The sequence below is a fragment of the Methylotenera sp. N17 genome, assembly GCF_000799155.1.
Taxonomy (GTDB): Bacteria; Pseudomonadota; Gammaproteobacteria; order Burkholderiales; family Methylophilaceae; genus Methylophilus.
Map to the genome: position 1 here is coordinate 2,462,555 of NZ_JUGE01000001.1, position 14,731 is coordinate 2,477,285.

Sequence of the window (14,731 nt, forward strand, 5' to 3'; positions counted from 1 at the left end):
TGAAGATTAAAAATTGAATCCATTCAAGGGACTGGATCATGACCGCCCGCATGCCATGGATGACAGCGCGCAATGCGTAGGGTGGCTAAATAACACCCCTTAAAAAAACCATATTTTGTAAAGGCTGAAATAGCGTAATGGGAACAGCTGGGCGAAAATCGACAATGCATCCCAACAAATGGGCTGAATATCCATTGATACAGTTTTACCAACATAATCGCCACATTACGCACACTGTTCTACCTTAAACATCATTCGCCATTTAATTTCTTCTGAATTTTATTCAGAATCACATTCAGCTCTTGATTCACTTGGCTAAAGTCTTGCTTAATAAATTTTTTCTGCACCTGAATCACCACATCTGCCGTCAGGCTCACTGTCAATCCATGGCGGCAGACCTCTCGCAATACACGCCGCATATAGTTACGCTCTACTGCGTGCTTGGCCACTTTTTTTGCTACCACAAACCCGACACGCATCGATGGCGATAAGCTCGGTCTGTAATGTACTACAAAAAAGTGTGAAGAAATGCGTTTTCTGAAACTAAAAACGGATGAAAATTCATCCGTTTTTTTGAGCATTACTAATGTTTGCATCAGCACTCAGCCTCTGCAAAGTATTTGTGTTATAAACCTAAGCGTTTACGACCTTTTGCACGACGTGCTGCAATCACTGCACGACCACCTTTGGTTTTCATGCGCACTAAAAAACCGTGTGTACGTGCACGACGTGTTTTAGATGGTTGATAGGTACGTTTCATTTAAATCTCCAAGCCACTGATGGCGTTTGTTTGACGTGTTTTACAAAGCCGTGTATTAGACCCCATTTCACTTATGTATGTCAATGATTTTTTTATTTATTTGATGGATATATTTATTTGGCACAAGCTGTGGATAAGTCTGCATAAACGCGCTAAAATCCTATATGCAAATCACCCCGCATAATAAACCAATTTTTTAATTAAATCAAATGGTTAGGTGATTTTTCTATTGAGATAATAATTCATCGTCTTGAATTCATTCGCTTTTTTAATTTTTGGGTATTCATGGATAATTTTTGGTCTACTTGCTTGCTGCGGTTTGAGAAAGAGTTGTCGCCGCAACAATTCAATACCTGGATAAAACCATTAAAAGTGGATGTGCAACCGGATGCTATTCGCCTGTTGGCGCCCAATCGTTTTGTACAGCAATGGATCAAAGATAAGTTTTATTCCAAAATCCAGACGCTGGCTGAAGAGCTACTCCCTGATAATATTCATATCGAATTAGACGTCCACAATGGCGATCAGACGCCTACCAAGCCTATCAAAAGTGCGAGTAAATCTATCCACTCCGATGCGCCATCAACGGATATTATTCATACAAAATCCATGTCTGTGGCCCATGCACAAGAAGCGTTACCGAAACTCAATCAACAACGGAGCAGCAATGAGCGCAGATCCAATGAGCGTGCCTCCGGTTTAAATTTAGCGTTTAACTTTGATAACTATGTGACCGGTCGCGCCAATCAGCTAGCACGTGCAGCAGCCATTCAGGTAGCAGACAATCCCGGGCAAGCTTATAACCCCTTATTCATATACGGTGGGGTGGGGTTGGGTAAAACACATCTATTACAAGCCATTGGCAACCAGCTGAAAAAAGAGAAGCCCAATGCTAACATTCGTTACCTCCATGCTGAACGCTATGTGTCAGATGTCGTCAAAGCTTATGAGAACAAAGCCTTTGATGAGTTCAAGCAGCAGTACCATTCTCTAGATTTGTTGTTGATTGATGATATTCAGTTTTTTGCCAAAAAAACACGTACGCAAGAAGAGTTCTTTTACGCGTTTAATACATTGATCGAAGAAAAGAAACAAATCGTGATTACTTGCGATACTTACCCGAAAGAAATCATCGACGTAGATGAACGTTTACGCACTCGATTCAGCTGGGGATTAACTGTTGCCATTGAGCCGCCGGAACTTGAAATGCGCGTGGCAATTTTGCTTAAAAAGGCTGAAAGCGTTAATATCCATCTGCATGAAGATGTGGCGTTTTTTGTCGCAAAACAGATTCGCTCCAGTGTGCGAGAGCTGGAAGGTGCGCTCAATCGTATTATTGCCATGGCTAATTTTACCGGGCATCCCATTGATATTCATTTGGCCAAAGATGCCTTACGTGACCTGATTGCGGTACGTGGTCGTCAAATTACGATTGAGAATATCCAAAAAACCGTTGCGGATTATTACAAAATTAAAGTGAGCGAAATGTATAGTAAAAAACGCGCACGTAATTTTGCCAGACCCAGACAAATTGCCATGAGTTTGGCGCGTGAGCTTACCAATCATAGTTTTCCAGAAATTGGTGAAGCCTTTGGTAGCCGTCACCACACCACGGTGATGCACGCATGTGAAGAAGTAGAACAGTTACGCTTAAATGACCAAACTATTGCGCGTGATATTGGTTTTTTAACGCAAGTCATACGCGATTAAAGGGTAGGTAGGGTTGTGGATAAGTAGTGAAATGTGTTGTGTATAAAATATGTATAAGTCTTGAATTTACATAAAGTAAAATTTAATACACAAATGATGCACAGCAATATGAACAGTTTTACACAAGGTTAATATGGTTTAATTGATTGATTATATTGATAAATAAAAGCTATCAACAGATTTAGTCATCATTATTATTACTATTGTTTTATTTATATATTAAATTATTAATTAGATAAAAAATAAATTAGGTAACATTATGCAAATTAAAATAAACAGAGAAGTGTTATTAAAGCCATTAACGAACGTGACTGGTATTGTTGAAAGACGCCATACGTTACCTATCCTTTCTAACTTATTGTTAGAAGCTAAGAATAATAAAATCCAGCTCACGGCAACCGATCTGGAAATGCAAATTTCACTGACGATAGAAAATGCTTCTAGTGGAGATTTATCGACCACTATCTCAGCTAAAAAATTATTAGATATTTGCCGTTCTCTGCCTGATTCGTCAGAAATTGATTTAACTAGCAAAGATAGCCGTATTTTATTAAAAGCTGGAAAAAGCCGATTCAATTTGCAAACGTTACCAGCAACCGATTATCCGGTGATGACCAAGGCAGCAGGACAACATATCCAACTCACATTGTCTCAATTGGCGTTTAAAAAACTATTGAAACAAGTGGAATTTGCCATGGCACAACAAGATATCCGTTATTACTTAAACGGTTTGTTGTTAGAGGTGAATGGCCAACAGTTGAATATTGTGGGTACCGATGGCCACCGTTTAAGCTATACCTCTACCACCCTAGCGCAAAGTTACGAAAAAACAGAAGTGATTCTGCCGCGTAAAACCGTGCTGGAACTGATTAAACTACTGAACGATAGCGATGAAGAAATCAGCATAGAGATTGCTAATGGCCAAGTGAATTTTGCGTTTGGTGAAATCAAGTTGATTTCAAAAGTGATTGATGGGAAATTCCCGGATTACAACCGCGTGATCCCACAAGGGCACCAAAACACCTTTACCGTCAACCGCTTAGCCGTGTTAACGGCCATGCAACGTGCATCGATTTTATCTAATGAAAAATACCGTGGTATTCGCATGGTGCTCAGTCCAAATCACCTAAAGCTGATTAGCACCAATACGGAACAAGAAGAAGCCGAAGAGGAACTGGATATTGACTACGGCAAAGATACATTGGACATTGGATTTAATGTGACATACTTGATCGATGTGCTGAATAATGTCGCAGATGATGATATTGTGTTCTCCTTTGCAGATGCCAATAGCAGTTGTTTAATCACCACTTTGCATGATGAAAATTATAAATACGTGGTCATGCCGATGCGTATTTAATCCATTCATTTAATTAACACCTAGCAATTCATTAAGAAGGTCCTATGGCAGAGCAACAAGAATATAACTCAGACAGTATTAAAATCTTAGAAGGTCTAGACGCAGTACGTAAACGCCCAGGTATGTACATTGGCGATACTTCCGACGGTTCCGGGCTACACCACATGGTGTTTGAGGTATTGGATAACGCGATTGACGAAGCATTAGCAGGCCATTGCGATGATATTAAAGTCATCATCCATCCAGATAATTCCATCAGTGTTTCTGATAATGGCCGTGGAATTCCAACGGACATTAAAGACGATGATAAACACGAACCTAAGCGTTCGGCAGCAGAAATCGTGATGACGGAATTACATGCTGGCGGAAAATTTGACCAAAACTCTTACAAAGTGTCCGGCGGTTTACATGGCGTGGGTGTTTCTGTGGTCAATGCGCTATCAGATTGGTTACGCTTAAAAATTTACCGCAAAGGTAAAGTACACCAAATGGAATTTAAGCGCGGCGTGCCCGTTGCGCCTTTGGTTGTCACAGGGACAACCGAGAAAAAGGGAACAGAAGTTCACTTTTTAGCATCGGTAGAAACGTTTGTATTGGTGGAATACCACTTTGAAATTTTAGCCAAACGTATTCGCGAACTCTCTTTTTTAAACAATGGTGTGAAAATTGAGTTGATTGATCAGCGCAATGGAAAATCCGAAAACTTTGCTTATTCTGGCGGCATTAAAGGCTTTGTGGAGTACATGAACCGTAGTAAAACAGTGCTACACCCTAAAACGTTTTATGCCAGCGGTGAAAAAGAGGGCATGACGGTAGAAGTGGCCATGCAATGGAACGATAGCTACTCTGAAACAGTGCAATGCTTTACCAATAACATTCCACAACGTGATGGCGGCACCCACTTAACTGGCTTACGTACGGCCATGACACGCACGCTGAATCAATATATTGAACAAAGCGAATTAGCGAAAAAAGCCAAAGTAGAAACCACCGGCGACGATATGCGCGAAGGTATTACTTGTGTGCTTTCTGTCAAAGTGCCGGATCCTAAATTCTCATCTCAAACCAAAGATAAACTGGTCTCGAGTGAAGTACAGCCTGTGGTGCAAGAAGTGGTGGCAGCAAAATTAGCGGAGTTTTTACAAGAAAACCCAGTGGATGCCAAAATTATCTGCGGCAAAATTGTAGAAGCCGCACGTGCGCGCGAGGCAGCGCGTAAAGCGCGTGAGATTACGCGTCGTAAAGGCGTGATGGATACCATGGGATTGCCAGGTAAACTGGCCGATTGCCAAGAGAAAGATCCAGCTTTGTGCGAAATTTACCTCGTCGAGGGTGACTCTGCGGGTGGTTCGGCCAAACAAGGGCGTGACCGTAAAAACCAAGCTATTTTGCCGTTGAAGGGTAAAATTTTAAACGTGGAAAAAGCACGTTTTGATAAGTTGCTTGGCTCACAAGAGATTGCCACACTGATTACTGCATTGGGCACCAGTATTGGTAAGGCCGATTTCAACGCAGAAAAACTACGTTACCACCGCATTATTATCATGACCGATGCGGACGTGGATGGTGCGCACATCCGTACGCTATTACTTACTTTCTTCTACCGCCAAATGACAGAGTTGGTAGAGCGCGGTCATATTTACATCGCCCAGCCACCACTCTATAAAGTCAAGCAGGGCCGAGATGAGCGTTACATCAAAGATGAGCACGAGTTGGATGAATACTTGTTGCAATCAGCGTTGAAGAATGCAGAACTATTGACCAAAACAGATGGAGAAGTGATCAAAGAGCAAGCACTCACAGCCATTGCCAAGCAAATGGTACTCACAGAAGCTGTGATTCGCCGTATTGCTGCGCTTTACGATGAAAGCGTACTGCGCGCGATGCAAGACTTAGGCGAGATTAGCATTGCGACAGAAGCCGATGCAGAAGCAGCAGCAGCAAAACTGCGTCCCATTTTAGGCGCTACAGGTTCAGAAGTGATTGTTGCGTTAGACCAAGAAACCAATAGCTACCGTTTAGAAGTGAACAAATACGTGCATGGCAACCTACAAAGCTGTGTTGTGGACGCAGAGTTTTTAGGCAGTGGCGATTATCGTCAAATCAGCCGCGCATCCGCTATGGTCAATAATTTGCTAGGCGCTGGTGCCATGATTAAACGTGGTGAAAAAGAACAAGCCGTGACTACCTTTAAACAAGCACTGGACTGGCTATTAGCAGAAGCTAAACACGGCCTCAATATTCAACGCTATAAGGGCTTGGGCGAGATGAACCCGGAACAGTTATGGGAAACCACCATGGATCCGAAAGTACGTCGCTTACTCAAAGTACAGATTGATGATGCGATTGCCGCTGATGAAATCTTTACCACTTTAATGGGCGATAACGTAGAACCACGTAGAGCATTTATTGAAAGCAATGCGCTAGGTGTGGGTAACTTAGACGTTTAGTTGTGTAGGTTCTCATTGATATCTAGATTTTTCTTAAAAGCTAGACTTTATTGAAAGGGCTATTTTAATCAAATAGCCCTTTTTTTGTAAGCATTGAGAAATAGTTTCTTTAGTGATTTGTTTCATTTCTGAGAGCATTTTCCTAGGGTATTCTTCAGGAGCCGATAAGGCTTCTGTTACCTCTTCTTATTTCGGCCAAACCTTAAGTGCCAGATAAACCATTTCTAAAAGCTCTTCTTTTGTAGCACCGCTGGTTGCTTGTACGGACATGCCTTGGTGCAGGGTAGCCAGATACTTAGCCAAATCCTTAGGATTAGCATCAGATGGTAAATCACCCTCTATTTTTGCTCTCATAAAACGTTCTGCTAATAAGTTTTCGTATGAGGCTCTTTGTTTAATTAAGACATTACGTACGACTTCAGCACTTTCACCACTGGATAGCGCTCCCTGAACAATCATGCATCCTTTGGGGTGCTGGGAATCAGTAAGAAATTCTGCAGCTTTAACTAAAAAGGTCTGTGCAACTTTATAAGCGGTCGGTTCACTCATGGCGACTTTAACAAACGCTACAGGGCCAGTTGCATATCTTAATAGTGCTTTTTTAAACAACTCTTCTTTATTTCCAAAAGCTGCGTAAAGGCTGGGTTTATTAATGCCTAATGTTTCGGTCAGTTCCGCTAAAGATGCACCCTCATAACCTCTTTCCCAAAAAATATTTAGCGCTTTATCAAGTGCTTCATCCATGTCAAACACTCTGGGACGACCTCGTAACTTTTTAACCTCAATTGTCATGATTGATCTCATAAATTAATTAATATACCAATTGTTACAAAAAAAGATTGACATGGCAATAGCGATTGAATTATATTTATTTACCGATTGGTATTTAATTATCAATTTTCATTATATTTTTAATAGCAGAGGTGAATATGAGTTCAATACAAAAACAAGGCAAAGCGTTAATCACAGGCGCATCAACGGGTATAGGGGCTATCTATGCAGATCGACTGGCTAAACGCGGCTATGACCTTATTTTAGTCGCACGTGATGAAGCAAAGCTGAACGGGGTTGCCGACAAGATAAAAGCTGATCATGCAGTAAACGTAACAGTGATCTCGGCCGATTTGACTTTGAAAGAAGAGTTAGCGCGTATCGAAAGCATTCTTCGTGCAGACAGTAGCATTACTTTACTGGTCAATAATGCAGGGCTGGGTGCAGTAACAAAACTTGCGGAATCCAATATAGATGATATCGAAACCATGATTTCATTAAATGTCATTGCGCTCACACGATTATCAGCCGCTATTACGCCAGGGTTAATTACAAGTGGTCATGGTGCCATCATCAATATTGCATCCATCGTGGCACTGGCACCAGAGCTACTCAATGGCGCATACAGTGGTTCAAAAGCCTACGTAGTGAATTTCACACAATCCATGCATCTTGAGCTTGCTGATAAAGGTATCAGAGTACAAGCAGTGTTGCCTGGCGCTATCGATACGCCATTTTGGGATAAAAGCGGGTTGCCAGTGAATCATCTCCCAGCCCAAATCGTCATGAATCCAGAAGCATTGGTCGATGCGGCTTTGGCTGGCTTCGACATGGGAGAGGTCATCACCATTCCATCATTACCAGATTTGAATGATTGGCATGTGCTAGAAAGTGCACGCAAAGCACTAGCCCCCAATTTATCCCACACAACGCCAGCAAGCCGCTACTTAAGTTAGACGTAGCGTTAAACACTATTTTTGTAGTCCAAACACAAACCAAAAAGGAGTTATATATGCATACATTTTTAAAATCCCTACTGCTAATAGCCACCACGTTTTCAGTGGTCGAGTCTGGCTCTGCTTTAGCTGCTGAAAAATTAGAAACAGCACCTACCAAATATATAGAGGCCAATGGCGTCAAATTTTCGTATCGCACGCTGGGACCAAAATCAGGAACGCCTTTAGTGTTGCTACAGCACTTTACTGGCAATATGGATGCTTGGGACCCAGCTGTAGTGAATGCTTTAGCAAAAACTCGCCCTGTTGTGGTATTTAATAACAGAGGGGTTGGTGCAACTAACGGCGTGGTTGCAGACAGCGTTGCACAAATGACAGCCGATGCTTATGCGTTTATTCAAGCATTAGGCTATAAACAAATCGATTTATTGGGCTTTTCTATGGGTGGCTTTGTTGCTCAGGAATTAGCTGCTCAACACCCTGAATTAGTCCACAAAGTCATTCTTGCCGGGACTACCTATCAAGGGGGCGGTAACAATTTGATGAAAGTACTTGGCGAAGCATTTTCAAGAGCCAATGCACCTGATCCACGCGATTATTTATTCTTTTCGCAAACAGATGCAGGTAAGCAAGCTGGCAGTGAATTTTTGGCAAGAGTATATGCAAGAACAAAAGACCGGGATCCTGAGAGCGGTAAGGAAATTGCAGATGCTCATGGTAAAGCGTTAATTGTATTTACCAGTACACCAGACCCTGAGTATAAAACCTTAAAAGCAATCCACCAGCCTGTATTGGTTGTGACTGGTAGTAACGACACTATGTTACCTACCGAAGGATCAATCATGATGTATAAGCAACTAAAAAATGCGCAATTAGTGCTTTATCCTGATTCTAATCATGGTTCAATCTTTCAGTATCACGATGCATTTGTTAACTCAGCGGATTTTTTCTTGAGTCACTAATGAGCTGGCCACTTATAGAGGAGTGGCCAGTTTCACCCATTATTTAGACTGAATAGTGAGAACATAGATGAAACCAGCAGAGTTTGTATATACCCCAAGCGAGAAAGTAATGCCAGGGGCATGGCGCGTGTTTGCAATTGCATGCATTGCAGTCTTTATGGTGTCACTCGATACCACTATCTTGTATGCAGGGTTTAATAATATTCTGCAAAGTTTCCCAACCTCTACGGCTGCCGACTTATCTTGGGCAATGAATGCTTATTCGATAGTGTATGCAGCCATGCTAATCCCAGCGGGTGGTATTGCTGATAAGTACGGTAGAAAAAAAGTATTTATGTTGGGAGTCACACTCTTTATTACAGCATCACTCGCTTGTGGCGCTTCTCCAAGTGTTTTTTGGCTGATTGTAGCTAGAGTCTTTCAGTCTATTGGTGCCTGTTTACTCTCGCCTGCTGCACTAGCCATTGTGCTTGAGGCTTTCCCTAGAGAAAAGCGCATGGTTGTCATGGGCGCATGGGGCGCTGTGGGTGCTTTAGCTGCTGCATTAGGCCCAGGGGTCGGCTCATTTATCATTGATATCGGTGGCTGGCAGTGGGCATTTTTCATCAACATTCCAATTGGTTTGTTTTGTCTATGGCAAAGCATGACCACATTGCACGAGTCAACGCAGCCTAGAGACAAAATGCGCTTAGACTGGGTTGGCATGTTGTTATTGATTACAGGTATTGGCGCGATTGCCTTCGGCATCGTCGAATTGAATTCAGCGCATTGGACTACACCAGAACTGACTGGCATCATGTTACTAGGCTTGGCTGTGATTTTAAGCTACATCCCTTGGGCTAACATCAATCCAGAACCACTGTTTGACCTTGATCTGTTTAAGAACAAAACCTTTCTATTTTCCAACCTTGCTGGCATCGTTTTTGGCATTGCATTTTCCATTATGTTTTTTTCATTCTTTTTTTGGATGAAAAACATCTGGCACTACAGTCAGTCATTGGCTGGCACCGCCATCATGCCCGGGCCATTGACTGTGGTGCCAACCGCGATTATCGCAGGCAAACTTGCTTCGAAAATTGGGCATCGACCATTGCTAATCACAGGCTCACTCACTTATGCTTTAAGTGGTTTGTGGTTTATGTTAGTGCCAGATGCAAGCCCTGACTATGTTACCGAATGGCTTCCAGGCTTAATACTCAGTGGCATCTCTGTAGGCTTAGTCATGCCGTCGATATCGGCTTCTGCAGTCTTTGGCTTGCCTGCAAAGGATTATGCCGTTGGCAGTGCAATCAATCACGCTGTACGCCAGATTGGCACCGTGATCGGGGTCGCTATCACAGTGCTTTTACTCGCGCAGGCTAGACTGCAGATTACGGATTTTATACCGGTATATTCGATTCATATCGCTTTAGCGCTCATTACAGCCATGCTGTGTATTCCAGTGAATACGCATCCTAGACAGTTGTTGCCTGTAATCAGCCAGAAAGGTTAATTGCATAAAACGAATAGTCGTCATTGGCGTTGGGGTTGTAAGCTCACAATCGCGTTAGAATAATGCTTAATTCTTTCTTGAATGCGCTAAATATGCTTATACCCGAGTTTGAGCAATACTTATTCCGCGCGATTCCAATCACGCGCGCACTCGGCATAAAAATTGATGCCATTGACGCTAGCCGTGCATCAATATCCGCGCCCATTGCGCTGAATAAAAACCATCTCGATACGGTCTTTGGTGGAAGTTCATCGATGGTATGCATAGTGACAGCCTGGTCTCTATTCCAGCATCGTATTATTTCCAATCAACTGAATGGGCAACTAATGATTCGCCAGCAAGAAGTGAATTATTTCAAGCCGATTACAGGTGATTTTGTATGTCATGCTCATTTTAATGAGGATGTAAACTGGGACGCATTTTTAATGACATTTAAAAACAAACATAAGGCGAGACTAGGCATTACTGCGAGCATTTATCAGGACGATAAGCTTGCTGTCGAATTTAAAGGGGTATTTGTCTTACTTAATGCAGATTGAGAAAGAGTGATAAATGACGATCGAAAACAGAATGCAGCAATGCAATAAAAAGCGGACTCAACGTCCGCTTTTTATTTGATGACTACACCGACCCATTTTCACGTAGAAACGCAATTTCGTCGATCAATGGCTGAATAATGCTATCTACTTCGGCCTTGCTATACCGAGGCGTAATGTGCTGTGGGCAGTTCCATTCAACAGCTTCAATATGAATGATAATCCCTCGCTCTACACGTGCTCGGTAGGTAGGCACTTCTAAACGTGCAATGATCTCTGGCTCTTCTGACTCATGCACGATTCGTACAGTCCCCCACAGTTTTAGGCGACGACGATTGGGGTAATCCATGAGAATCAGTGAAACTCTAGGGTTAGCATTCAGATTACCCACACTCAGATATTGCTTATTACCACTAAAATCAGCATAGCCAATAGTCTCATGATCTAATACGCGTAAAAACCCTGCCGGACCCCCACGATGTTGCACATAGGGCCAGCCATTTTCCGAGATAGTGGCTTGATAAAAGCTGTCACGTGCTTCTATGAATTCAGTCTCAAATTCGCCTAACGTATTACGAGGGTCATCAGACAGCTCAAAATGCTGATTCCGTTCACGGCTACCGTAACGACTTTGTGCCGCTTTCACGCTATCAGTAAAACTAATGGTGGCAAATGCTTTTGACATGGTGGTACTCCTTTGTAACTTGTCATGACAACGACTCATTAACTAAATGCTGCTAGTAACGGAAACGCAATTAAGCAGCTACTTTTAAAGCAACCTTAGGAAAGTCAATCTCCAAACGGCTGGCCTTACCTAATATATTGGTCAGAATATTCAGGCCAACATGGGTGATGATTTCAACAATGTCCGCATCCGTAAAGCCGGCTTCTCTGGCATCTATCAGTTCCGCGGTTGTAATCTCACCCGTATGTTCAGCCAAAGATAATGCTAACTTCACAGCGATGGCAGCTTTAGCATCTTGGCTTTTCCCAGCGCGGTTTTCTGTCATTTCATCACCACTCAACCCGGTTTTTCTGCCAATGGCGGTATGTGCCGATACGCAATACTCACAAGCGTTTTGTTGTGCTAATGCTAGCGCGATACGCTCGCGCGTTTGTGGTTCTAAACTGCCCTCATTTGCAATACCATGCAGACCTAAAAAGGCGCGTAAAGCAGCGGGTGAATTGGCAAACACTTTGAGAAAGTTGGGCACCATACCCAGCTGTGATTGAATGGCATCGAGTAATTCTTTTTGTTCTGTATTTGCAGTTTCATTGGTAATCGTTGTAATGCGGCTCATGATAGATCTCCTTTAAAGTTAACTGAATTTACACCGCTAAATTGATTGATTCAGCGGATGTATGCATTCTTTCACTTTACATTTACAATAAGAATACTTAAAAAATACAATAAACTATTTCATTTATAGGAATAATCAATGGACAGATTGAATATGATGGCCATTTTTATTGCGGTGGCAGAGCAAGAAGGGTTTGCTGGAGCAGCAAGGCTTTTAAACATATCACCCCCAGCAGTCACCCGCGCCGTCGCTGCGTTGGAAGCGCATTTAGGTGTTAAGCTTTTTAACCGCACAACGCGATTCGTCAGATTAACAGAGGCTGGTCAGCGGTATGCGGAAGATGCCCGACGTATTATTGCCGCCGCCGATGAGGCCGATGAAGCGGCAACAGGCATTAACGCAGAACCCAAAGGCCATTTGGTCGTCACTGCGCCGGTCTTATTTGGTCGCTCATATGTCATACCTGGTATCTCAGACTATCTGCAAAAGTACAAAAATACTGAGGTTACCGCGCTGTTTCTAGACCGTATTGTCAATCTGCTAGAAGAGGGGGTAGATGTTGGTATTCGAATAGGGGAGCTTCCTGATTCCAGCTATAAAGCGTTGCGCGTGGGGCAAGTAAGACGTGTGTTATGTGCATCGCCTTCCTATCTTGCAGAGCACGGGATTCCATCTACACCAGATGCACTTGTAAAACATCAGCTCATCGTGGCTGGTGCAATTAGCGCTACGGTAGACTGGCGGTTTGAAAACGATGGCTCACCAGTCAGCATTCGAATTAAACCACGCCTCAGAGTCACCAGTAATGACGCAGCGATTGAAGCTGCGGTGTTGGGATTAGGCATAACGCGCCTACTTTCGTATCAAATCGCAACACAATTAGCATCTGGCGAACTCAAAATCATCATGCGTGAATTTGAGCCAAAGCCTATGCCCATCAACATTATTCATCGTGAAGGACGATATGCCTCTGCAAAAATCCGGTCTTTTGTTGACTTGATGTCTACGAGATTAAGAAATGACCTTGCGTTAAGTTAAAGGCTTGTATCGTTTGTCTTTACCAACACTTGGGGTGAATAAGCGTGTGACATTAATAAAACTCAGTTATTTATACGGGTTTTGCTTTACTAGATTTTGATTGTTGTTACAATAATCAAATGAAAATAGAAAATGAAAAAAAAGCGGGTGGATTACGAGCTGGTTCCGGACGTAAAGTAGGTACCGGAAAATTCCAAGAGCCAACAGAAGTTATCCGCATCCCCACAAGTCAAAAATCTGTGATTACAGACTTTTTAAGTGCCTATACACGCAAGCAACATGATAACGCTTTCAAAGTGGATTTAGATGCAGTGGGTGATTTTGAATTTCCCACGATGCATCACGTACCTTTGAACATCGCTTTATTCAATTCTAAAGTACCGGCGGGCAATCCCTCTCCTGCAGATGATCATGTGGAAAGCCGATTAGATCCCAGTGAGTTCCTGGTTGATAAAGTAGATGCGACTTTCTTTGTGACCATTCAAGGCTATTCCATGATTGATGCTGGCTTATTGCCTGGTGATAAAGCCGTAGTTGACCGTTCCAAATTAGCGGCCATCGGTGACATTGTGCTTGCCATGGTCGATGGTGATTACACGATTAAAACACTGGCTAGATCTAAAGATGGTCTACCGTTATTACTGCCTGCCAACAAGTCAGGGGAATACAAACCTATCGAAGTAAAAAAACATATGCAGGTTGAGATATGGGGAGTGGTAACAGGGTCGTTTAGAAGGTACAAGTAATTGCTGGGGTGGTTTTTGTTTAAAAACATTGATGTAGAGGTGCTTTTATTCTCTTGGTGTACTAGCATCAGCAGCGATTAACCCTATACCTAAACCACCCGCGCCCGCTGCTGCACCGCCGCCCATTCCACCGCCACTATTACCACCACCTTTAGCTTCTCCGCGTCCGCCACCTTCGTCATCGCCACGCGTAGCACGTGTTAAACGTGCTGGACCTGATGCAGGCATGACTACACTACTTGGGATTTGCTCTAAACCCAATTGCGTACGTAAATCCGCACGTAGCGATTTAATCAGCGGCTGAAAATCAACATATTCATCATTTTTTAAGCCGTTTGCGCAAGCAACCGCTAACTCTACTTGGGCAATCGTGCCAAATAAGATGATATCCGCAAGTGTTTCTTCTAACTGGGGTGTGTGATCTTGTCTTGCTGGCGTAAATGATCCAGCTAGAGAGCGATAAGCAGCTACCAACGATTTTAATCGTTCAGACTCTTGTCTATTCTCGCGCTGACGCTTTTGTTGCACGCGTTGCATCACGAACACACGTATTGCCAACAGAATGACTGCCACGACTAGCGATGCAATCAGCGTTAATGGAAGTGGCCCAATATCAGTAATTTTCATCGCCCACCTTTTAAATAATGAT

16 protein-coding genes are annotated in these 14,731 nt (G+C 42.9%); 9 read left to right on the forward strand and 7 right to left on the reverse strand.

The features are described from left to right. Window positions 1-23: 23 nt before the first annotated feature. Genes yidD through rpmH form a run of 3 tightly spaced genes read right to left on the reverse strand, consistent with a single transcriptional unit; the run spans window position 24 to window position 760 of the window. Entirely contained in the window at window positions 24-215 is a 192-nt protein-coding gene (gene yidD, locus FG11_RS13505; RefSeq protein WP_081978239.1) for a membrane protein insertion efficiency factor YidD, read from the reverse strand. Between the two features lie 36 nt (window positions 216-251). Beyond that, the gene (rnpA, locus tag FG11_RS11740; RefSeq protein WP_025225200.1) at window positions 252-596 is read right to left on the reverse strand and encodes a ribonuclease P protein component; all 345 of its coding nucleotides are present in this window, start codon (window positions 594-596) and stop codon (window positions 252-254) included. Window positions 597-625: 29 nt separating this feature from the next. Then, window positions 626-760, reverse strand: a complete 135-nt coding sequence (gene rpmH / locus FG11_RS11745; protein WP_018987191.1) for a 50S ribosomal protein L34 — start codon at window positions 758-760, stop codon at window positions 626-628. A gap of 285 nt (window positions 761-1,045) precedes the next feature. Here rpmH and dnaA point away from each other — a divergent pair, with 285 nt between their 5' ends. The 3 genes from dnaA (at window position 1,046) to gyrB (ending at window position 6,280) form a co-directional block, all read left to right on the forward strand. After that, window positions 1,046-2,470, forward strand: a complete 1,425-nt coding sequence (dnaA, locus tag FG11_RS11750) for a chromosomal replication initiator protein DnaA (RefSeq protein WP_047535248.1) — start codon at window positions 1,046-1,048, stop codon at window positions 2,468-2,470. Between the two features lie 259 nt (window positions 2,471-2,729). Next, complete coding sequence (gene dnaN / locus FG11_RS11755; protein ID WP_020183290.1) at window positions 2,730-3,830, forward strand: DNA polymerase III subunit beta; 1,101 nt, start codon at window positions 2,730-2,732, stop codon at window positions 3,828-3,830. A 44-nt stretch (window positions 3,831-3,874) separates the two neighbouring features. Continuing rightward, window positions 3,875-6,280 (forward strand): DNA topoisomerase (ATP-hydrolyzing) subunit B, encoded by a 2,406-nt coding sequence (gene gyrB, locus FG11_RS11760; RefSeq protein WP_020183291.1) that lies wholly within the window; start codon window positions 3,875-3,877, stop codon window positions 6,278-6,280. A 186-nt stretch (window positions 6,281-6,466) separates the two neighbouring features. Here gyrB and FG11_RS11765 read toward each other — a convergent pair whose 3' ends face one another. Next, window positions 6,467-7,072 (reverse strand): TetR/AcrR family transcriptional regulator, encoded by a 606-nt coding sequence (locus FG11_RS11765; protein WP_047535251.1) that lies wholly within the window; start codon window positions 7,070-7,072, stop codon window positions 6,467-6,469. Between the two features lie 137 nt (window positions 7,073-7,209). Here FG11_RS11765 and FG11_RS11770 point away from each other — a divergent pair, with 137 nt between their 5' ends. From FG11_RS11770 to FG11_RS11785, 4 genes are all read left to right on the forward strand, one after another. Further along, window positions 7,210-8,007 (forward strand): SDR family NAD(P)-dependent oxidoreductase, encoded by a 798-nt coding sequence (locus FG11_RS11770; protein WP_020183311.1) that lies wholly within the window; start codon window positions 7,210-7,212, stop codon window positions 8,005-8,007. Window positions 8,008-8,063: 56 nt separating this feature from the next. After that, window positions 8,064-8,969, forward strand: a complete 906-nt coding sequence (locus FG11_RS11775) for an alpha/beta fold hydrolase (RefSeq protein WP_047535253.1) — start codon at window positions 8,064-8,066, stop codon at window positions 8,967-8,969. A 67-nt stretch (window positions 8,970-9,036) separates the two neighbouring features. Continuing rightward, on the forward strand, window positions 9,037-10,461 hold the full coding sequence (locus tag FG11_RS11780; protein WP_047535256.1) for a DHA2 family efflux MFS transporter permease subunit: 1,425 nt from the start codon (window positions 9,037-9,039) through the stop codon (window positions 10,459-10,461). Between the two features lie 77 nt (window positions 10,462-10,538). After that, window positions 10,539-11,000 carry a YiiD C-terminal domain-containing protein gene (locus FG11_RS11785; RefSeq protein WP_160277162.1) on the forward strand — a complete coding sequence of 154 codons (462 nt, stop codon included), beginning with the start codon at window positions 10,539-10,541 and terminating at the stop codon, window positions 10,998-11,000. Window positions 11,001-11,082: 82 nt separating this feature from the next. Here FG11_RS11785 and FG11_RS11790 read toward each other — a convergent pair whose 3' ends face one another. Next, window positions 11,083-11,682, reverse strand: a complete 600-nt coding sequence (locus FG11_RS11790; RefSeq protein ID WP_047535260.1) for a pyridoxamine 5'-phosphate oxidase family protein — start codon at window positions 11,680-11,682, stop codon at window positions 11,083-11,085. A 70-nt stretch (window positions 11,683-11,752) separates the two neighbouring features. Then, on the reverse strand, window positions 11,753-12,298 hold the full coding sequence (locus FG11_RS11795) for a carboxymuconolactone decarboxylase family protein (protein ID WP_047535264.1): 546 nt from the start codon (window positions 12,296-12,298) through the stop codon (window positions 11,753-11,755). Between the two features lie 138 nt (window positions 12,299-12,436). On the opposite strand from FG11_RS11795, the gene FG11_RS11800 reads away from it, so the two are divergent. Together FG11_RS11800 and FG11_RS11805 are read left to right on the forward strand one after the other, a co-directional pair. Further along, window positions 12,437-13,336 carry a LysR family transcriptional regulator gene (locus FG11_RS11800; RefSeq protein ID WP_047535267.1) on the forward strand — a complete coding sequence of 300 codons (900 nt, stop codon included), beginning with the start codon at window positions 12,437-12,439 and terminating at the stop codon, window positions 13,334-13,336. Window positions 13,337-13,455: 119 nt separating this feature from the next. After that, on the forward strand, window positions 13,456-14,082 hold the full coding sequence (locus tag FG11_RS11805) for a LexA family protein (protein WP_020183318.1): 627 nt from the start codon (window positions 13,456-13,458) through the stop codon (window positions 14,080-14,082). A gap of 45 nt (window positions 14,083-14,127) precedes the next feature. Here the strand turns inward: FG11_RS11805 and FG11_RS11810 are convergent, their stop codons facing one another. Continuing rightward, a complete protein-coding gene (locus FG11_RS11810; RefSeq protein ID WP_020183319.1) occupies window positions 14,128-14,709 on the reverse strand; it encodes a hypothetical protein in 582 nt (193 codons plus the stop codon). Between the last annotated feature and the right edge of the window lie 22 nt (window positions 14,710-14,731).